The 20,149-nt window shown below is 64.3% G+C and carries 20 protein-coding genes; 19 read left to right on the forward strand and 1 reads right to left on the reverse strand.

Annotated elements, in window-relative coordinates; all coding sequences use genetic code 11:
- Window positions 1-14: 14 nt before the first annotated feature.
- The gene (locus tag QUV35_RS02590; protein ID WP_300870613.1) at window positions 15-1,001 is read right to left on the reverse strand and encodes a malate dehydrogenase; all 987 of its coding nucleotides are present in this window, start codon (window positions 999-1,001) and stop codon (window positions 15-17) included.
- Window positions 1,002-1,214: 213 nt separating this feature from the next.
- On the opposite strand from QUV35_RS02590, the gene QUV35_RS02595 reads away from it, so the two are divergent.
- The 19 genes from QUV35_RS02595 (at window position 1,215) to QUV35_RS02685 (ending at window position 20,132) form a co-directional block, all read left to right on the forward strand.
- Window positions 1,215-2,024: a GntR family transcriptional regulator gene (locus tag QUV35_RS02595; RefSeq protein WP_300870615.1), complete on the forward strand. Its 810-nt coding sequence runs from the start codon at window positions 1,215-1,217 to the stop codon at window positions 2,022-2,024.
- 161 nt (window positions 2,025-2,185) lie between these two features.
- The gene (gene sdhC, locus QUV35_RS02600; protein WP_300870618.1) at window positions 2,186-2,617 is read left to right on the forward strand and encodes a succinate dehydrogenase, cytochrome b556 subunit; all 432 of its coding nucleotides are present in this window, start codon (window positions 2,186-2,188) and stop codon (window positions 2,615-2,617) included.
- A gap of 29 nt (window positions 2,618-2,646) precedes the next feature.
- Window positions 2,647-3,012 (forward strand): succinate dehydrogenase, hydrophobic membrane anchor protein, encoded by a 366-nt coding sequence (gene sdhD / locus QUV35_RS02605; RefSeq protein WP_300870619.1) that lies wholly within the window; start codon window positions 2,647-2,649, stop codon window positions 3,010-3,012.
- 4 nt (window positions 3,013-3,016) lie between these two features.
- Window positions 3,017-4,822 (forward strand): succinate dehydrogenase flavoprotein subunit, encoded by a 1,806-nt coding sequence (gene sdhA, locus QUV35_RS02610; protein WP_300870620.1) that lies wholly within the window; start codon window positions 3,017-3,019, stop codon window positions 4,820-4,822.
- Between the two features lie 23 nt (window positions 4,823-4,845).
- Window positions 4,846-5,550, forward strand: a complete 705-nt coding sequence (locus tag QUV35_RS02615; protein WP_056271468.1) for a succinate dehydrogenase iron-sulfur subunit — start codon at window positions 4,846-4,848, stop codon at window positions 5,548-5,550.
- A 19-nt stretch (window positions 5,551-5,569) separates the two neighbouring features.
- Window positions 5,570-5,887: a succinate dehydrogenase assembly factor 2 gene (locus tag QUV35_RS02620; RefSeq protein ID WP_300870623.1), complete on the forward strand. Its 318-nt coding sequence runs from the start codon at window positions 5,570-5,572 to the stop codon at window positions 5,885-5,887.
- 25 nt (window positions 5,888-5,912) lie between these two features.
- Entirely contained in the window at window positions 5,913-7,223 is a 1,311-nt protein-coding gene (locus QUV35_RS02625) for a citrate synthase (RefSeq protein WP_300870625.1), read from the forward strand.
- A gap of 125 nt (window positions 7,224-7,348) precedes the next feature.
- Window positions 7,349-8,770 (forward strand): 3-isopropylmalate dehydratase large subunit, encoded by a 1,422-nt coding sequence (leuC, locus tag QUV35_RS02630; RefSeq protein ID WP_300870627.1) that lies wholly within the window; start codon window positions 7,349-7,351, stop codon window positions 8,768-8,770.
- A 12-nt stretch (window positions 8,771-8,782) separates the two neighbouring features.
- A complete protein-coding gene (locus QUV35_RS02635) occupies window positions 8,783-8,914 on the forward strand; it encodes an entericidin A/B family lipoprotein (protein WP_300870628.1) in 132 nt (43 codons plus the stop codon).
- The gene (leuD, locus tag QUV35_RS02640; RefSeq protein WP_300870630.1) at window positions 8,911-9,561 is read left to right on the forward strand and encodes a 3-isopropylmalate dehydratase small subunit; all 651 of its coding nucleotides are present in this window, start codon (window positions 8,911-8,913) and stop codon (window positions 9,559-9,561) included. Before QUV35_RS02635 ends, leuD begins: the two co-directional genes overlap by 4 nt.
- A gap of 53 nt (window positions 9,562-9,614) precedes the next feature.
- Window positions 9,615-10,703, forward strand: coding sequence for a 3-isopropylmalate dehydrogenase (leuB, locus tag QUV35_RS02645; RefSeq protein ID WP_300870631.1), 1,089 nt, complete (start codon window positions 9,615-9,617; stop codon window positions 10,701-10,703).
- 97 nt (window positions 10,704-10,800) lie between these two features.
- Window positions 10,801-11,961 carry an aspartate-semialdehyde dehydrogenase gene (gene asd / locus QUV35_RS02650; RefSeq protein ID WP_300870797.1) on the forward strand — a complete coding sequence of 387 codons (1,161 nt, stop codon included), beginning with the start codon at window positions 10,801-10,803 and terminating at the stop codon, window positions 11,959-11,961.
- A gap of 231 nt (window positions 11,962-12,192) precedes the next feature.
- Window positions 12,193-14,865 carry a FimV/HubP family polar landmark protein gene (locus QUV35_RS02655; RefSeq protein WP_300870632.1) on the forward strand — a complete coding sequence of 891 codons (2,673 nt, stop codon included), beginning with the start codon at window positions 12,193-12,195 and terminating at the stop codon, window positions 14,863-14,865.
- Between the two features lie 56 nt (window positions 14,866-14,921).
- Complete coding sequence (truA, locus tag QUV35_RS02660) at window positions 14,922-15,725, forward strand: tRNA pseudouridine(38-40) synthase TruA (RefSeq protein ID WP_300870798.1); 804 nt, start codon at window positions 14,922-14,924, stop codon at window positions 15,723-15,725.
- Window positions 15,722-16,399: a phosphoribosylanthranilate isomerase gene (locus QUV35_RS02665; protein WP_300870633.1), complete on the forward strand. Its 678-nt coding sequence runs from the start codon at window positions 15,722-15,724 to the stop codon at window positions 16,397-16,399. Before truA ends, QUV35_RS02665 begins: the two co-directional genes overlap by 4 nt.
- 44 nt (window positions 16,400-16,443) lie before the next feature.
- Entirely contained in the window at window positions 16,444-17,727 is a 1,284-nt protein-coding gene (gene trpB / locus QUV35_RS02670; RefSeq protein WP_300870634.1) for a tryptophan synthase subunit beta, read from the forward strand.
- Window positions 17,724-18,533 (forward strand): tryptophan synthase subunit alpha, encoded by an 810-nt coding sequence (gene trpA / locus QUV35_RS02675; protein ID WP_300870636.1) that lies wholly within the window; start codon window positions 17,724-17,726, stop codon window positions 18,531-18,533. The genes trpB and trpA overlap by 4 nt, the downstream gene beginning before the upstream one ends.
- Window positions 18,534-18,576: 43 nt before the next feature.
- The gene (gene accD, locus QUV35_RS02680; RefSeq protein WP_300870637.1) at window positions 18,577-19,455 is read left to right on the forward strand and encodes an acetyl-CoA carboxylase, carboxyltransferase subunit beta; all 879 of its coding nucleotides are present in this window, start codon (window positions 18,577-18,579) and stop codon (window positions 19,453-19,455) included.
- Window positions 19,452-20,132 (forward strand): LON peptidase substrate-binding domain-containing protein, encoded by a 681-nt coding sequence (locus QUV35_RS02685; protein ID WP_300870638.1) that lies wholly within the window; start codon window positions 19,452-19,454, stop codon window positions 20,130-20,132. Before accD ends, QUV35_RS02685 begins: the two co-directional genes overlap by 4 nt.
- Window positions 20,133-20,149 lie beyond the last annotated feature (17 nt).

Consider the following 20,149-nt stretch of genomic DNA (forward strand, 5'->3'; position numbering starts at 1 on the left):
CGGTCACCAGCCGTTCACAGCAGGTGTTTGACGCCGTCCTGCTCGCCTTGCAGCTCGGCCAGGGTCTTGTTGATGCATTCCTGCGAGAAGGCATCGATCTCCAGGCCTTCAACCACCTTGTATTCGCCGTTTTCACAGGTGACGGGAAAGCCGAACATCATGTCTTTCGGAATGCCGTACCAGCCCTGCGACGGAATGCCCATGGTGACCCACTCGCCTGCGGTGCCCAGCGCCCAGTCGCGCATGTGGTCGATGGCGGCGTTGGCGGCCGATGCCGCGCTCGAGAGGCCGCGCGCTTCGATGATGGCAGCGCCGCGCTTGCCCACGGTGGGCAGGAACACGTCCTTGTTCCAGACCTGGTCGTTGATCATGTCCTTGACCGAGGCGCCGTCGATGGTGGCGAAGCGGTAGTCGGCGTACATGGTGGGCGAGTGGTTGCCCCACACGGCCAGTTTCTTGATGCTGGCGACCGGCTTGCCGGTCTTGGCCGCGATCTGCGAGGCAGCACGGTTGTGGTCGAGGCGCAGCATGGCGGTGAAGTTGCCCGGCTTCAGGTCAGGGGCGCTTTTCATCGCGATGTAGGCGTTGGTGTTGGCGGGGTTGCCGACCACCAGAACCTTGACGTTGCGCGAAGCCACGGCGTTGAGGGCCTTGCCCTGCGCGGTGAAGATGGCGCCGTTGATGGCGAGCAGCTCGGCGCGTTCCATGCCGGGGCCGCGTGGGCGCGAGCCGACCAGCAAGGCGTAGTCGGTGTCCTTGAAGGCGGTCATCGGATCGCTGTGGGCTTCCATGCCGGCCAGCAGCGGAAAGGCGCAGTCGTCGATTTCCATCATCACGCCCTTGAGCGCTTTCTGGGCTTTCTCGTCGGGGATCTCCAGCAGTTGCAGGATCACGGGCTGGTCTTTGCCGAGCATTTCGCCCGAAGCGATGCGAAACAACAGGGCGTAACCGATCTGGCCAGCGGCGCCGGTGACGGCAACACGGACGGGCTTCTTTTGCATGGTGAGAACTCCAGAATGAGACGAGAGGAAGGGACGGGGCTGATGACGAAACACCGCGAGACAGAGGCGACAGGTGCGGGCAGAAACGGCGCGCGGGCGGGTCAGGCTCAGTCGGCGAGTGTACCCTCGCAAACCCTGATAAGTCAATTTGTCTTATGTCTTATATAAGATATGATTGGACGCGCAGCCGGAGCCCCCGGCCCGCGCCCAAACATGGCCACGACACCCCTCAACACCTCAGACGCAACACCCGCCGATGGCCGCCCCGCGACCGAGGCGGGTGCACCCGAACACTCCGCACCCGCGTTCAGCCCGCTCTACCAGCAGATCAAGACGCTGATCCTGCGCAGCCTGCAGGCAAGCGAGTGGAAGCCCGGCGACATGATCCCGAGCGAATTCGATCTGGCCGCCCGTTTCAAGGTCAGCCAGGGCACCGTGCGCAAGGCGATCGACGAGCTCGCCACCGACAACCTGCTGGTGCGCCGCCAGGGCAAGGGCACGTTCGTGGCCACCCACTCCGAACAGCACATCCAGTACCGGTTCCTGCGCCTGCTGCCCGACACCGGCTCGCTCGAAGACCAGGGCCCGGCAGAACGCCGCATCATCGAATGCCGTCGACTGCGCGCGCCCGCCGAGGTGGCCCGCCAGCTCGCCCTGCGCACCGGCGACCCGGTGCTGCAGGTCAGGCGCGTGCTCAGCTTCGCCCAGTTGCCCGCCATCCTCGAAGAGCTCTGGCTGCCCGGCGTGCCGTTCAAGGGGTTGACCATCGAGACCCTGTCGGACGACAAGGGCCCGATGTACGCCCTGTTCGAGGCCCAGTTCGGTGTGCGCATGGTGCGCGCCGTGGAGAAGATCAAGGCCGTTGCGGCGGACGGCGAAGCGGCCAACCTGCTCGGCGTGCCCGAAGGAGCCCCGCTGCTCAGCGTGGAGCGCCTGGCCTTCACCTACAACGACACACCGATGGAGTTGCGGCGCGGCCTCTACCGCACCGATGCCCGTCACTATCGCAACGAACTGAGCTGAATCGCACCTTGCTATGCCCTTGATAGCCCTGTACCTGCAGACAATGTCAGCGTTCGGTATGGTGCGTTGCAATAGAATTTGACACCCGGTGGCCACGGTTACCAACGCGTTACATCACCTTCACCCCTTCCCGCATCTCCCCTGCGCAAGAAAGCCCCACCATGACCGAGTTGACCAAAAAGCGGCCCGAGTTCCGCAACATCAACGCATTCAAGGACCTCACCACCTACCGCCTGCCCCCGGCTGGCTGGGTGTCGATCCTGCACCGCGCCAGTGGCGGCCTGATGTTCATCCTGTTGCCCCTGATCGTCTGGCTGTTCGACACCTCGGTCTCCTCGGAGATCTCTTTCGCGCGCTTCAGCTCGGCCTTCTCGGCCGGTGTGGGCTTCGTGCCGGGCTGGTTCTTCAAGCTCGTGGTGCTGGCGCTGATCTGGGCCTACCTGCACCACCTCATTGCCGGTGTGCGCCACCTCTACATGGATGCGCGCCACGCCGTCACCAAGGAATTCGGCAAGTCTTCCGCCATCTTCACGCTGGTGGTCAGCATCGGCCTGACCGTTGTGCTCGGCGCCAAGCTGTTCGGCCTCTACTGATCCCGCGAACCCACTCAAGGACCCACAAGATGTCTGTCAATTACGGTTCCAAACGCGTCGTCACCGGCGCCCACTACGGTTTGCGCGACTGGCTTGCGCAGCGCATCACGGCCGCCATCATGGCGCTGTTCACCCTCGTCGTGCTGGCACAAGTGCTGCTGACCAGCGGCCCGTTGGGCTACGAGGGCTGGGCCGGCATCTTTGCCGCGCAATGGATGAAGGCCCTCACATTCGCTGTTTTCCTCGCCCTGACCTACCACGTGTGGGTCGGCATGCGCGACATCTGGATGGACTACGTCAAGCCCGCAGGCATTCGCCTGGTGCTGCACGTGTTCACCATGGTCTGGCTGCTGTCCTGCCTGGGTTGGGCCGTTCAAGTTCTCTGGAGGCTCTGAAACAATGACCGCAACTGCAAACCTTCCCAAGCGTCAATTCGACGTCGTCATCGTCGGTGCCGGTGGCTCCGGCATGCGCGCCTCGCTGCAGCTGGCGCGCGCCGGCCTCAAGGTGGCCGTGCTCTCCAAGGTGTTCCCCACCCGTTCGCACACGGTGGCCGCTCAGGGCGGCATCGGCGCCTCGCTCGGCAACATGAACGAGGACAACTGGCACTACCACTTCTACGACACCATCAAGGGCTCCGACTGGCTCGGTGACCAGGATGCGATCGAATTCATGTGCCGCGAAGCGCCCAAGGTGGTGTACGAACTCGAACACTTCGGCATGCCGTTCGACCGCAATCCGGACGGCACGATCTACCAGCGCCCGTTCGGCGGTCACACCGCGAACTACGGCGAGAAACCGGTGCAACGCGCCTGCGCCGCGGCCGACCGCACCGGCCACGCGATGCTGCACACGCTCTATCAACAGAACGTGCAGGCCCGCACCACCTTCTTCGTCGAATGGATGGCGCTGGACCTGATCCGCGACGCCAGCGGCGACGTGCTGGGCGTCACGGCCATGGAAATGGAGACCGGTGAAACCTATGTGCTCGAGGCCAAGACCACACTGCTGGCCACCGGCGGCGCCGGTCGCATCTTCGCGGCCTCCACCAATGCCTTCATCAACACCGGCGACGGGCTGGGCATGGCGGCGCGTGCCGGCATTCCGCTCGAAGACATGGAGTTCTGGCAGTTCCACCCCACCGGCGTGGCCGGTGCCGGTGTGCTGCTGACCGAAGGCTGCCGCGGCGAAGGCGCCATCCTGCTCAACAGCGAAGGCGAGCGTTTCATGGAGCGCTATGCGCCCACCCTGAAAGACCTGGCTCCGCGCGACTTCGTCAGCCGCTGCATGGACCAGGAAATCAAGGAAGGCCGCGGTTGCGGTCCGAACAAGGACTACGTGCTGCTCAAGCTCGACCACCTCGGAGCCGAGACCATCCACAAGCGCCTGCCTTCGGTGTACGAGATCGGTGTGAACTTCGCCAACGTCGACATCACCCGCGAGCCGATTCCCGTGGTGCCCACCATCCACTACCAGATGGGCGGCATTCCGACCAACATCAATGGCCAGGTGGTCACCCCCGATGGCCAGGGCAACCAGCAGGTGGTCAACGGCTTGTACGCCGTGGGTGAATGCTCCTGCGTCAGCGTGCACGGCGCCAACCGGCTGGGCACCAACTCGCTGCTCGACCTGCTGGTGTTCGGTCGCGCGGCCGGCAACCACATCGTGCAGTTCAACGACAAGAACAAGGTGCACAAACCACTGCCGGCCGATGCGGCCGACAAGACCCTGGCGCGACTGGCCCGGCTGGACAGCACGACCGGCGGCGAGTACGCGCAAGACGTGGCCAACGACCTGCGCGCGACCATGCAGCAGCACGCGGGCGTGTTTCGCACCCAGGCCAGCATGGACGAAGGTGTGGCCAAGATCAATGCGATGCGCGCACGGGTCAACAACATCGCACTCAAGGACAAGTCCAAGGTGTTCAACACCGCGCGCATCGAAGCGCTGGAAGTTGAAAACCTGATCGAGTGTGCGCAGGCCACCATGACCTCGGCCGCCGCCCGCCACGAGTGCCGCGGCGCGCACACCGTCAACGACTACGAGCGGCCCGCCGACGATGCCCAGTTCCCGCTGGGCCGCAACGATGCCGAGTGGATGAAGCACACGCTCTGGCACAGCGCCGACAACAGCCTGACCTACAAGGCCGTGAACCTCAAGCCGCTGACGGTTGAGTCCGTTCCGCCCAAGGTTCGTACCTTCTAAGCACCCACGCACCGGAGTCTCCCATGGCAAAACGCACTTTCAAGATCTACCGCTACGACCCCGAGAAGGACGCCAAGCCTTACATGCAGACCATCGAGGTTGAACTCGACGGCCACGAGCGCATGCTGCTGGATGCCTTGATGAAGCTCAAGGCGGTCGACCCGTCCATCTCGTTCCGCCGCTCCTGCCGCGAAGGCGTCTGCGGCTCGGACGCCATGAACATCAATGGCAAGAACGGCCTGGCCTGCCTGACCAACATGAACACGTTGCCCGGCGTGATCACGCTCAAGCCGCTGCCTGGTCTGCCTGTGGTGCGCGACCTGATTGTCGACATGACGCTGTTCTTCAAGCAGTACAACAGCATCAAGCCCTACCTGATCAACGACACCGTGCCGCCCGAGAAGGAACGCCTGCAGAGCCCCGAGGAACGCGACGAGCTCAACGGCCTGTACGAATGCATCCTGTGTGCGAGCTGCTCGACGAGTTGCCCGAGCTTCTGGTGGAATCCGGACAAGTTCGTCGGACCGGCCGGTCTGCTGCAGGCCTACCGCTTCATTGCCGACAGCCGCGACCAGGGCACCGCGGAGCGCCTGGACAATCTGGAAGATCCGTACCGGCTGTTCCGTTGCCACACCATCATGAACTGCGTCGACGTCTGCCCCAAGGGTCTGAACCCCACCAAGGCGATCGGCAAGATCAAGGAAATGATGGTGATGCGCTCTGTCTGAGAGCCATCGCAGCACCGCCATGAGCACCGCCATGAGCACCGCCACCGATCCCGACCCGGCCCTGGACGCGCTGCTCGACGAGCGCGCGCTGAGCAAGCTGCGGTGGCGCTGCCGGCGTGGACTGCTGGAGAACGATCTTTTCATCGAGCGCTTCTTTGCTCGACACGAATCTGGCTTGACGGTCCGTCAAGCCGATGCCCTGGGACTGCTGATGGACCTCTCCGACAACGATCTGCTCGATCTGTTGCTCGGCCGCAAGGCACCCCGGGACGATCTGGCCCGTGACGATGTCACCCGTGTGCTGGGCATGCTCCGTGCCACCCGGCAATCCGCTTAAGCCATTCCCACTAGAAGGAACCCGCATGAAACTCGTCGACAACAAAGCCACCTTGTCTTTCTCCAATGGCAGCCCCAGCGTGGACTTGCCCGTCTACGCCGGAAACATTGGTCCGGAGGTGATCGACATCCGCAAGCTGTACGCACAAACGGGCATGTTCACCTACGACCCGGGCTTTTTGTCGACAGCTTCCTGCCAGTCGGCCATCACCTACATCGACGGTGACAAGGGCGAACTGCTGTACCGCGGCTACCCGATCGAGCAGCTCGCCACCCAATGCGACTACCTCGATACCTGCTTCCTGCTGCTCAACGGCGAACTCCCCGGTGCGAAGCAGCGCGTCGACTTCCACAAGCTTGTGACCAACCACACCATGGTCAACGAGCAGATGCAGTTTTTCCTGCGCGGCTTCCGGCGCGACGCGCACCCGATGGCGATCCTGACCGGCCTGGTCGGCGGCATGTCGGCCTTCTATCACGACAGCACCGACATCAACAATCCGGAACACCGGGAGATCGCCGCGATCCGCCTGATTGCCAAGATGCCCACGCTGGTGGCACTGGCCTACAAGTACAAGATGGGCCAGCCCTACATGTACCCGCAGAACAACCTGTCGTATGCCGGCAACTTCATGCGCATGATGTTCGGCACACCGTGCGAGGAGTACGTCGTGAACCCGGTGCTGGAACGCGCGCTGGACCGCATCTTCATCCTGCACGCCGACCACGAGCAAAACGCGTCGACCTCCACCGTGCGCCTGTGCGCTTCATCGGGCACCAACCCCTTTGCGGCCATCGCTGCGGGCGTGGCCTGCCTGTGGGGTCCGGCCCACGGCGGCGCCAACGAGGCCTGCCTGAACATGCTGGAAGACATCCAGCGCCAGGGCGGCGTGTCCAAGGTCGGCGAATTCATGGAGAAGGTCAAGGACAAGAACTCCGGCGTCAAGCTCATGGGCTTTGGTCACCGCGTGTACAAGAACTACGATCCGCGCGCCAAACTCATGCAGGAAACCTGCAATGAAGTGCTGCAGGAACTGGGTCTGGAAAACGACCCCCTGTTCAAGCTGGCCAAGGAGCTGGAAAAGATCGCGCTGGAAGACGAGTACTTCGTGTCGCGCAAGCTCTACCCCAACGTCGACTTCTACTCCGGCATCGTGCAGCGCGCCATCGGCATCCCGGTGAACCTGTTCACCGGCATCTTTGCCCTGGCCCGCACGGTCGGCTGGATCGCCCAGCTCAACGAGATGATTGGTGACCCGGAGTACAAGATCGGCCGTCCGCGCCAGCTCTACACCGGCTCGGTTCGCCGCGACATCAAGCCGCTGGAAGCGCGCTGATCCTGGCCCGTTGAACGCCACGCCCGCAGCACCCGAGGTGCCGCGGGCGTTCTTCATTCGGAGCCCGTAAAATCGCAGCCTCGCCAGCATTCAGGTCGCAACCCGCGATCACCAACGGAACCGCCATGGGACGCACGCTCTACGACAAGATCTGGGACGAACACGTCGTTCACACCGAAGAGGACGGCACGTCCGTGCTGTATATCGACCGGCACCTTGTGCACGAAGTCACCAGCCCGCAGGCGTATGAAGGTCTGCGTCAGGCGGGCCGCAAAGTCTGGCGGGTGAGCTCGGTGGTGGCCACCGCAGACCACAACACGCCCACCACCGGCTGGGAACTCGGCTATGACGGCATCACCGACCCGATCAGCAAGGAACAGATCACCACGCTCAACAGCAACATCGCGGAGTTCGGTGCGGCTGCATTCTTCCCCTTCATGTCGCAGCGCCAGGGCATCGTGCATGTGATCGGCCCCGAAAACGGTGCAACCCTGCCCGGCATGACGGTGGTCTGCGGCGACAGCCACACCTCCACCCACGGTGCGTTCGGCGCACTGGCCCACGGTATCGGCACCAGCGAGGTCGAGCATGTGCTGGCCACTCAGACACTGCTCGCCAAGAAGGCGAAAAACATGCTGGTGCGTGTGGACGGTCAGCTGGCCAAGGGCTGCACGGCCAAGGACATCGTACTGGCCATCATCGGCAAGATCGGCACAGCCGGCGGCACGGGCTACACCATCGAGTTCGGCGGCTCTGCCATCCGGGCGCTCAGCATCGAAGGCCGGATGACGGTCTGCAACATGGCCATCGAGGGTGGCGCACGCGCCGGCCTGGTGGCGGTCGATGAAAAAACCATCGAGTACGTGAGGGGTCGCCCTCTCTCCCCCACCGGGGTGGAGTGGGACCACGCCGTGGCCTACTGGAAAAACCTGCAATCCGACGCCGACGCCACCTTCGACGCCGTGGTCGAACTCGACGCCTCGCAGATCGTGCCGCAGGTCACCTGGGGCACTTCTCCCGAGATGGTGCTCGGCATCGACGGCCACGTACCCGATCCCGATCGGGAAAAGGACGCCAACAAACGCGGCGCCATCGAACGTGCCCTGACCTACATGGGACTGCAGCCCGGCAAGGCACTCGACGACATCTTTGTCGACAAGGTCTTCATCGGCTCCTGCACCAACAGCCGCATCGAGGACATGCGCGAGGCCGCCGCCGTGGTGAAGAAACTTGGCCAGAAAGTGGCGCGAAACGTGAAGCTCGCCATGGTCGTGCCTGGCTCCGGACTGGTGAAGGCCCAGGCCGAGCGGGAAGGGCTCCATGAGATCTTCAAGGCCGCCGGGTTCGAATGGCGCGAGCCCGGTTGCTCGATGTGCCTGGCCATGAACGCCGACCGGCTGGAGCCGGGCGAACGCTGCGCCTCCACCAGCAACCGCAACTTTGAAGGCCGCCAGGGTGCTGGTGGTCGCACGCACCTGGTGTCACCCGCCATGGCAGCCGCTGCGGCTGTGCATGGTCATTTTGTCGATGTCCGTCAATTTGTCTGAAAGGAAACTCCCATGAAATCGATCGCCACCCTCCTCGTCGCCGCTTTCGTGCTGGCTCTGGCCGGCTGCAACACCGTTCAGGGCGTTGGCCAGGACATCCAGAAGGGCGGGCAGGTGCTGGAAGACGCTGCCAAGAAGAAATGAACAAGTTCACCGTGCACAAGGGCCTGGTGGCCCCGATGGACCGGGAAAACGTCGACACCGACGCGATCATTCCCAAACAGTTCCTGAAGTCGATCCGCAAGACCGGCTTTGGCGAGAACCTGTTCGACGAATGGCGTTACCTCGACAAGGGTGAGCCCGGGCAGGACCCTGCAAGCCGCAAGCCCAACCCGGCGTTCGTGCTCAACCAGCCGCGTTACGCCGGCGCGTCGGTGCTGCTGGCGCGCAAGAACTTCGGCTGCGGCTCCAGCCGCGAGCATGCCCCCTGGGCCATCGACCAGTACGGTTTTCGCGCGCTGATCGCGCCGAGCTACGCCGACATCTTTTTCAACAACTGTTTCAAGAACGGCTTGCTGCCGATCCAGTTGCCGGAAGCCCAGGTGGCACAGCTGTTCGACGAAGTGCTCGCTTTCCCGGGCTACGAACTCACGATCGATCTGGAGCGCCAGGTGATCGTGAAGCCCCAGGGCGACGAGTTGCCGTTCGAGGTGCAGGCGTTTCGCAAGTTCTGCCTCATCAACGGCCTGGACGACATCGGGCTGACCTTGCGCTACAAGGACAAGATCGCCGCCTTCGAAGCCGAGCGCCTGGCCACCAAGCCCTGGCTTGCCCACACCATGCCGGTTTGACCCAACGAGAGACAACACCCGGGCTTTCTGCCCGGGTGAACCATTCACACCCCATGAAAATCGCAGTTCTTCCCGGTGACGGCATTGGCACCGAAATCGTCGCCGAAGCCGTCAAGGTGCTTGACGTGCTCGACCTCCCGTTCGAGATGGAATCGGCCCTGGTCGGCGGTGCAGCCTACGAGGCGCACGGTCACCCGCTGCCGGAATCCACACTCAAACTGGCCATGGAGGCCGACGCCGTGCTGTTCGGCGCCGTGGGCGACTGGAAATACGACAAGCTCGAGCGCCCGCTGCGCCCCGAACAGGCGATCCTGGGTCTGCGCAAGCACATGGGCCTGTTCGCCAACTTCCGCCCTGCCATCTGCTACCCCGAGCTGGTGGGCGCCTCCAGCCTGAAGCCCGAGATCATCTCGGGCCTGGACATCCTGATCATTCGAGAGCTCACCGGCGACATCTACTTTGGTCAGCCCCGAGGCCGGCGGGTGGCCACGGACGGGCACTTCCCCGGTGCCGAGGAAGCCTTCGACACCATGCGCTACAGCAAACCGGAAATCGAACGCATTGCGCACGTGGCTTTTCAGGCGGCGCGCAAACGGAGCAAGAAGGTCACCAGCGTCGACAAGGCCAACGTGCTGGAAACCTTCCAGTTCTGGAAAGACGTGGTGACCGAGGTTCATGCCACTTACCCGGACGTCGAGCTGGAGCACATGTACGTGGACAACGCGGCCATGCAGCTGGTGCGCGCACCGAAGAAGTTCGACGTGGTCGTGACCGGCAACATGTTTGGCGACATCCTGTCCGATGAAGCTTCCATGCTCACCGGCTCCATCGGCATGCTGCCCTCGGCGTCGCTCAACACGAAGAACCAGGGGCTGTACGAACCCAGCCATGGCAGCGCACCCGACATCGCGGGCCAGGGCATTGCCAATCCGCTGGCTACAATACTGTCCGCTGCCATGATGCTCCGCTTCTCACTCAACCAGCCCGACGCTGCCTCCCGCATCGAAAGTGCGGTCAGCAGCGTGCTCGCGTCTGGATTGCGCACGACCGACATCTGGTCGCAAGGCACCACCAAGGTGAGCACCCGCGACATGGGTGACGCGGTCGTGGCGGCCATCACCAAAACCACCACCAAGGGCTGATCCAGCTCCGGTTCGTCACGCCCCCTCCCGGCAAGACGAGCCGGGGCAAACAGGTTTTTCAACTGAAAAGGGCGTTGACATGAAAGTCGTCGATGGAATGAAAGAGCCTCTCGTCGGGCTGGTAGGCTGGCGCGGCATGGTGGGCTCCGTGCTCATGGACCGCATGGTTGCAGAGGGCGATTTCGACTTGATCGAACCGCTGTTCTTCTCCACGTCCAACGCGGGCGGCAAAGCCCCGGCGATGGCAAAAAACGAGACATCGCTGCAAGACGCGCACGACATCACGGCCCTGCAGCGCTGCGACATCATCATCACAGCCCAGGGTGGCGACTACACGAGCGAAGTGTTCCCAAAGTTGCGTGCCGCTGGCTGGCAAGGCCACTGGATCGACGCGGCCTCGACCCTGCGCATGGACAAGGATGCCGTCATCATCCTGGATCCGGTCAATTTGCCGGTGATCCGAAACGCCCTGGGCAACGGCGGCAAAAACTGGGTCGGTGGCAACTGCACCGTGAGTTGCATGCTGATGGGCGTGGGTGCGCTGTACAAGGCCGGACTGGTCGAGTGGATGAGCACACAAACCTACCAGGCCGCCTCAGGCGGCGGTGCGCAGCACATGCGCGAGCTGCTCACCCAATACGGCACGCTCAACGCAGAAGTGAAGAGCCTGCTCGACGATCCCAAGAGCGCCATTCTGGAAATCGATCGCAAGGTCATTGCCAAGCAACGTTCGCTCTCTGGCGCCGACACCGCCAACTTCGGTGTGCCGCTGGGCGGCTCGCTGATCCCGTGGATCGACAAGGATCTGGGGATCGGGAAAAACCGCGATGAAGCCGGTTGGGGCATGTCGAAGGAAGAGTGGAAGGGCATGGCCGAAACCAACAAGATCCTCGGCCTGGGAGAAGGCTTCGGTTCTGCGGCCATCCCTGTGGATGGGTTCTGCGTGCGTGTGGGTGCCATGCGTTGCCACAGCCAGGCACTCACGTTCAAACTGCGCAAGGACGTGCCGGTGGCGGACATCGAGGCGATGATCGCAGCCGACAACGAGTGGGTTTCCGTGGTGCCCAACAACCGGGAGGCAACCATGCGCGACCTCACGCCCGTGGCGGTCACCGGGACAATGACCATCCCGGTTGGCCGGCTGCGCAAGCTGGCCATGGGTCCCGAGTACCTGGGTGCCTTCACCATCGGTGACCAGTTGTTGTGGGGCGCTGCCGAGCCCCTGCGCCGCATGTTGCGAATCCTGTTGGGCGCCTGAACGACCCGCCACCTCGGCAGGGGTGGCCGGGCTGAAATCACCACCGGGTTCGTTGCAACCCAGCAACGCAAAAGGAACGGCCAAACACGACGAACGGTGAGCTGGGAAACTCAAGCGGATTCTCAGCTTGTCACCGTAATCTGTTGATGTTATGGTCAAAATTAGGTTTTTTCCTTCGAGGTCCAAGTGCCATTCAAACCCCGCCATACCCCCTTCCAATCGGCGAGCCAGGTGCGACACATCACCGGGTTTGGTGGCTTGCAAGCCATTGCTGCAGCAGCCCTGTTGTGCGCCGCGCTGACCCATCACGGTGCCGCACAGGCTCTCGCCCTGGGACGCGTGGTGGTCCAGTCTGCGCTGGGGGAACCGTTGCGGGCAGAAATCGATGTGCCCGACATCAACGCTGAAGAAGCAGCCAGTCTGCGCGTGGGCCTCGCTTCACCCGAAGCTTTTCGCGCCTCCGGCATGGAGGTCAATGCAGCCCTGGCCGGGTTGCAGATTTCACTGCAACGCCGAGCCGATGGCCGCTCCTTTCTTCGGTTGACCAGCCCAAGGCCGGTCAATGAACCCTTCGTGGACCTGATCGTCGAGGCCAACTGGGCGTCCGGTCGCATCGTCCGCGACTACACGCTGCTGTTCGATCCACCCAACCTTCGCCCGGCGCCCAGGCCAGTGCCCGTGGCGCCCGGCGTGAGCGCCCCGCCAGCCACGCGTGCGCAGCCGGTGTTGCCCAGCGTGCCACTGCCGCCGGTCGCACAAACTGCTCCCGCCACTGCGGCGGCACCAGCCGCACAGCCCCCGCGAGTTGCTGCTCCCGCACCCTCCGGCCCAGCAGGTGGTGGGCAGATTCGTGTGCAGGCTGGCGACACCGCAGGCCGCATTGCGGCGGCCAACCGCCCAGGCAACGTCTCACTGGACCAGATGCTGGTGGCCATGCTCCGTTCGAGCCCGAACGCCTTCATCGGCGGCAACGTCAACCGGATCAAGGCCGGGGCCGTGATCGACATGCCCACCGCCGAACAGGCCGGGGCCGTGAATGCAGGCGAGGCACGCCAGACCATCGCAGCGCAAAGCCGTGACTTCAATGAATTCCGTCGCCGCCTCGCCGGCGCGGCGCCTGAGGCCGACATCGGCACGGCCGACCGTCAGGCGGCCGGGCAGGTGCAGGCCGAGGTGAAAGATGCTGCTCCGGCAGCGCCTGCTGCCGACAAACTGACACTTTCCAAGGGTGCCACGCCGGGCCAGACCGCCAGCGAGGAACAGATCGCCAAGGAACGCCAGGCCAAGGAAGCGTCAACCCGGGTGGCCGAGCTCTCGCGCAACATCGATGAGTTGTCCAAGCTGGGCGTGCCCGCGCCCGCAACGCCTGTTGCCCCCGCCACTGCCACTGCACCTGCCGCAGCACCCGGCGCAGCGGCAGCGCCTGCGGCGCCCGCTGCGAGCACCGAGCCGCCGACCCCGCCCGCAGACACGCCCGCGCTGGCAGGCGCCGCTCCGGCTCCGGCTGACGTGGCCCCTGCGGCAGCGCCTGCAGCGCCCGCCGAGACCAGCCCCGCTCCATCGCCCACGCCGGCGCCCAAGGTGGCTGCGCCCGCGCCCGTGCTGCTGCCCGATGAGCCTTCGTTCATGGACCAGTTGAGCGAGAACCCGCTGGTGCTTCCCCTGGCTGGTGGCCTGCTGGCTTTGCTGGCTGCCTTCGGCATATACCGCATGCGCCAACGCAAGGGTGGAGCCAATGTCGACAGCTCGTTCCTCGAAAGTCGCCTTCAGCCCGATTCATTCTTCGGTTCAAGCGGCGGGCAACGCATCGACACCGCCGAATCTGCAGCGTCCGGCTCTTCCATGGTCTATTCGCCCAGCCAGCTGGATGCGGCAGGCGATGTCGACCCGGTGGCCGAGGCCGACGTCTATTTGGCGTACGGACGCGACCTGCAAGCCGAGGAGATCCTCAAGGAAGCGATGCGCAGCACACCCACGCGCGTCGCCATCCACAACAAGCTGCTCGAGATCTATGCCAAGCGCCGTGATGCGCGAGCGTTCGAAGTCGTGGCCACCGAGGCGTTCGGCCTGACGCAAGGCCAGGGACCGGAATGGGAGCGGGCCTGCGAACTGGGCAAGGAACTGGATCCTTCGAATCCGCTGTATCAGCCGGGTGGCAAACCGATGCCCAAGCCAGGTGCCGTTGAGAACATGGCTGGCGCGGGCGCCGTCACCATGCCGTTTGTCAGCAGCACCATGGCGGGATCTCCGGGTGGCCCAGCCTCCGGCATGGGTGATCTCGACCTCGATCTCGACTTCTCGCTCGACGATGCCGGTTCCGGTTCAACGAGCCTGTCGGAGCCAGCGGCCGCTGCGCCCGATGCCTTCCTGTCGGACATGGGTGATCTTCAAAGCACCGAAGCGCTCACCCATCAGCCTGCTGAAGCCTCAGGCCCACCGTCAATGTCCATGGATTTCGATCTGGACTTCCCGTCCGAGCCTGGCACGCTCCAGTCCGACGCGCCATCGTTGCCCACCGAACCCCAAAGCGGAATCAGCGCAGCCGCGACCCCTGTCAGCGATGCGCCGACCTTCGATCTGAGCGAAGAAACGCCGGACTTCGACCTGGACCTGCCCGCTGAAGCGCCGGCCAACTCCGAGCCAGCTGCTGCTGCCGTACCCGATCTGATGGCTTTCGATCTGAACAACCTCAATCTGGACCTTGAGCCCCCGGCCGAGATCGACCTGAGCCCCACAGACGGGTCTGGTCAGGAAAACCCGCTTGAAACAAAACTCTCGCTCGCCGAAGAGTTCCGTGCGATCGGTGACTTTGAAGGCGCCCGCTCGCTCGCCGAGGAAGTGCTCGCAGAAGCCTCCGGATCGCTCAAGACCAAGGCGGGCACTTTCCTGGCCGATCTGGCTTGAGCCCTTCGGCCAGCCACGAACCGACCACCCTTTCGGACCCGAGGCCGAAACCGCGCCTGACCGGGCCCGTTGTAACCCGCATCGCCCTGGGTGTGAGCTACAACGGCCGAGCCTACGAAGGCTGGCAAAGCCAGCGCGGAGGCCACACGGTGCAGGACAAGCTGGAGCAGGCCCTCACCCGTTTCGGCGCCGTCGAACCCATCAAGACCGTGTGCGCGGGCCGGACAGACTCCGGCGTGCACGGTCTGATGCAGGTCGCGCACTTCGACACCTTGCTGGAACGTGACGAGAACGCGTGGGTGCGCGGCACCAACGCCTTCTTGCCCGAGGACATCGCGATTCACTGGGCGCGCCGTGTGGACAGCGGCTTTCACGCTCGTGGCAGCGCACGCTCCCGTCGCTATGCGTATGTGCTGTTCGAATCGCCTGTGCGACCCAGTGTGGATGCCGGTCAGGTCGGTTGGGTGTTTCGCCCCCTGGCACTCGCACCCATGGTGCAGGCCGCTGGAGCGCTGCTGGGTGAGCATGATTTCACGTCGTTCCGGGCCGCCCAATGTCAGGCGCGTTCACCGGTCAAGCACCTCCTGAGAGCCGAAATCACCCGCCGCGGTGCCTACTGGCGCTTCGAGTTCGAGGCCTCTGCATTCCTGCACCACATGATCCGCAACATCATGGGCTGCCTGATCGCCATCGGAAACGGCAGCCGTCCACCCGAGTGGATGACCGAAGTGCTTCAAGCCCGCAGCCGCAAAGTTGCCGCCCCCACCTTTTCCCCCGAGGGCCTGTACTTTCTGGGGCCGGTCTACGATCCTGCACTGGGATTGCCCGAGCGCACCCCCGCCTTCGACTGGTTGCCATGAACACCCACCGCACCCGCATCAAGATTTGCGGCCTCACGCGCGAGGCCGACGTCGATGCGGCCGCGCAGGCTGGCGCCGATGCTGTGGGTTTTGTGCTGTACGACAAAAGCCCCCGCCACGTCACGCCTGAACGCGCCGCTGAACTGGCCAGGCGCCTGCCCCCTTTTGTGACGCCCGTTCTGCTGTTCGTCAACGCCAGCCCCGAACACATCCAGAGCGGCTGCCGGGCGGTCCCGAATGCCCTGGTCCAGTTCCACGGTGACGAGTCACCTGCCGACTGCCTGGCGGCAGGCCGCCCATTCCTGCGCGCAGCCCGCATACCCGCCGGAGCCGCCGGGCATGCCTTCGATCTTCTAAAATATGCTGAAGATCACTCGTCCGCCATGGCCATCCTGCTCGACGCACACGTCGAGGGTTATGGCGGCGGTGGTCAAACTTTCGACTGGACGGCATTCCCTTGGTCACATCCGCTTCTAAACGCCAGCTCTCGCCTCGTTTTGTCTGGTGGACTCACGCCTGCAAACGTGATCGATGGCATCAGGTGCGTGCGGCCCTGGGCCGTTGATGTGAGTTCCGGCGTCGAGGTGTCCAAGGGCATCAAGAGCCCGGCACTCATGAACGCCTTCGTCGCTGCCGTGCGGGCAGCCGATGAACACCCTTCCAGACTGCCCTGAACAGCCCCGCCTTCGGGGTGTGGCAGACGAACCGAGACCACCCCATGCAGACCTACCAGCAACCCGACGCCCGCGGCCACTTCGGCATCTACGGCGGCAGCTTCGTGAGCGAAACGCTCACCCATGCCATCAACGAACTCAAGGCCGCTTACGCGAAGTACCAGCACGACCCGGAGTTTCTCGCCGAATTCAAGAGCGAGCTTTCGCACTTCGTGGGCCGGCCCAGTCCGGTCTACCACGCCGCGCGCATGAGCCGCGAGGCCGGTGGCGCCCAGATCTTCCTGAAGCGGGAGGACCTCAACCACACCGGCGCGCACAAGATCAACAACACCATCGGCCAGGCCATGCTCGCCCGACGCATGGGCAAACCGCGCATCATTGCCGAGACCGGCGCAGGCCAGCACGGTGTGGCCACGGCCACCATCTGCGCCCGCTACGGGCTTGAATGTGTGGTGTACATGGGCAGTGAAGACGTGAAGCGCCAGAGTCCCAACGTCTACCGGATGAAGCTGCTGGGAGCGACCGTGGTACCGGTTGATTCCGGCAGCCGAACCCTCAAGGACGCGCTGAACGAAGCCATGCGTGACTGGGTTGCCAACGTCGACAACACCTTCTACATCATCGGCACGGTGGCGGGCCCGCACCCTTACCCGATGATGGTGCGCGACTTCCAGAGCGTGATCGGCGAGGAGTGTCTGGTGCAGATGCCCGAAATGCTGGCGGCTGCCGGTTGCACCAGCGAGCAGCCCGACGCCGTGATCGCCTGCGTGGGCGGCGGCAGCAACGCGATGGGGATCTTCCACCCCTACATCGGTCACGACCAGACCCGCCTGATCGGTGTGGAGGCGGCGGGCGAAGGCCTGGAGAGCGGCAAACACTCGGCTTCACTGCAAAAAGGCAGCCCCGGCGTGCTCCACGGCAACCGCACCTATGTGCTGCAGGACGACAACGGACAGGTGACCGAGACCCACAGCGTGAGCGCCGGCCTCGATTACCCCGGCGTCGGTCCGGAACATGCCTTCCTCAAGGACATCGGCCGCGCCGAATACGTGGGCATCACCGATGCGGAGGCGCTGGAGGCCTTCCACTACCTGTGCCGCACCGAAGGCATCATCCCTGCCCTGGAATCCAGCCATGCCGTGGCCCACGCCATGAAACTGGCCAGAACCATGAGGCCTGAACAGTCGATTCTGGTGAATCTCTCGGGCCGGGGCGACAAGGACATCGGCACGGTGGCCGACCTGTCCCATGCGGACTTCTACTGCCGACCGAGCTGTCGCGGGCAGTCTGTCAAAGGCGGTATCGCCACCATCGAGGTGAAGAAATGAGCCGCATCGACGCCACCTTCGCCGCGCTCAAGCAGCAGGACCGCAAGGCACTCATCCCGTTCGTCACCGCCGGCTTCCCCTACGCCGACATCACGCCCGAACTCATGCACGGCATGGCCGAAGCGGGCGCCGATGTCATTGAACTCGGGGTGCCGTTCTCCGACCCGTCGGCCGACGGCCCGGTGATCCAGAAAGCCGGCGACCGTGCGCTGGCCGCCGGCATTGGCCTGACCCAGGTGATCGGCATGGTGCGCAGCTTTCGCGAGCGCAACAGCACCACACCGGTGGTCCTGATGGGTTACGCCAATCCGGTGGAGCGCTACGACCAGAAGCACGGCGCAGGCGCCTTTGTGCGCGACGCTTCGGCCGCTGGCGTGGACGGCGTGCTGATCGTCGACTACCCGCCTGAAGAGTGCGAAGACTTCGCGGCAGCGCTGCGCCAGCACCACATGGACCTGATCTTCCTGCTGGCCCCCACCTCCACCGACGAGCGCATGGCGCAGGTGGCGCGCGTGGCCAGTGGCTATGTGTACTACGTGTCGCTCAAGGGCGTGACCGGCGCCGGCACGCTGGATGTGGGTCAGGTCGAAGCCATGCTGCCGCGCATCCGCGCGCACGTGAGCGTGCCGGTGGGCGTGGGCTTCGGCATCCGCGATGCGGAGACCGCGCGCGCGATCAGCCGCGCGGCCGATGCGGTGGTCATCGGCAGCAAGATCATCCAGTTGATCGACAACGAACCGCACGAGAAGGTCGTTGCGGTCGCTTCCCATTTCATTCGCACGATCCGCAAGGCTCTGGACGCATAATTCCGGACCGCGCTCCCGGGGCGCGTCCGTACGGAGAAAACACATGTCCTGGCTCGAAAAACTGCTGCCTCCCAAGATCACACCGACCAACCCGACGGAGCGCCGAAGCGTGCCCGAAGGGCTGTGGATCAAATGTCCGAGCTGTGAGGCGGTGCTCTACAAGAACGATCTGGAGAAAAACCAGAACGTTTGCCCGCACTGCAGCCATCACCACCGCATTGGTGCTCGCGCGCGCCTCAACGCGTTTCTCGATGCGGAGGGGCGCTACGAACTCGCACAGGAAGTGCTGCCCGTGGACGCGCTCAAGTTCAAGGACAGCCGCAAGTACCCCGAGCGCTTGAAAGACGCGCTGGAGACCACCGGCGAGACGGATGCGCTGGTCGTCATGGGCGGCGCCGTGCACGGCATCAGCCTGGTGGTGGCCTGCTTCGAATTTGACTTCATGGGCGGATCCATGGGCTCGGTGGTCGGCGAGCGCTTCGTGCGCGGCGTCGAAGAAGCCATTGCGCAGAAGGTGCCCTTTGTGTGCTTCACCGCCACCGGCGGCGCCCGCATGCAGGAAGGCCTGCTCTCGCTCATGCAGATGGCCAAGACCAACGCTGCTCTGACCCGCCTGGCCAAGAAGGGCCTGCCCTACATCAGCGTCCTGACCGACCCGACCATGGGCGGCGTGAGTGCGGGCTTTGCGTTCCTGGGCGACGTGGTGATCGCCGAGCCCAAGGCGCTGATCGGCTTTGCCGGTCCGCGCGTGATCGAGAACACCGTGCGTGTGAAGCTGCCCGAGGGCTTCCAGCGCGCCGAGTTCCTGCAGACCAAGGGCGCCGTGGACTTCATTGCCGACCGGCGCGAGTTGCGCGCCACCATCGCCAGCACCTTGGCGATGCTGCAGCGCCAGAGCGCCGACGCGGTGGTCAACGATTGAGTTCCGCGCCCGCGACAGACGCGCTCACGCTGTCTCAACTTCCCCTGTTTCCGCTGCAGACCGTCCTGTTTCCTGGCGGGTGGCTCCCCTTGCGCATTTTCGAAGTGCGCTACCTCGACATGATCGGTCGCTGCCACAAGGCCGGAGCACCGTTTGGCGTGGTCTGCCTGAGTGAAGGCAGCGAAGTGCGCCGGGTCAACCCCTCGGCGCCGCCCACGGGTGACAGCTTTGCCCGGGAGGTGTTTCACCCGGTGGGCACGCTGGCCCATATCGAAAGCCTGGAGCGGCCCCAGCCCGGGCTCATGGTGATCAAGTGCCGCGGCCTGCAACGTTTCCACATTGATCGCCGCAGCCGGTTGCCCCACGGACTGTGGGTGGCCGACGTGACGCTGGACGAGGACGACACCGTGGTGGCGGTGCCGCCCGACCTGACGAACACGCGCAACGCCCTGCAGCGCCTGCTGCAGAACCTGAAGGAGCGCGATCCTGAGAGTCTGGAGCAATTGCCGCTGCAGCCGCCCTACCGGTGGGACGACAGCGGCTGGGTGGCCAACCGCTGGGCCGAGCTGCTGCCGGCACCGGCCGAACTCAAGCAACGCCTGATGTCGCTGGACAACCCGCTGCTTCGGCTGGAACTGGTGTCTGACCTGCTGGACAAGCTCGGCCTGGAGAACTGAGCCCTGCGGGGGCACCG

Origin of the sequence: Hydrogenophaga sp. (assembly GCF_030373225.1) — a bacterium.
Taxonomy (GTDB): Bacteria; Pseudomonadota; Gammaproteobacteria; order Burkholderiales; family Burkholderiaceae_C; genus Hydrogenophaga.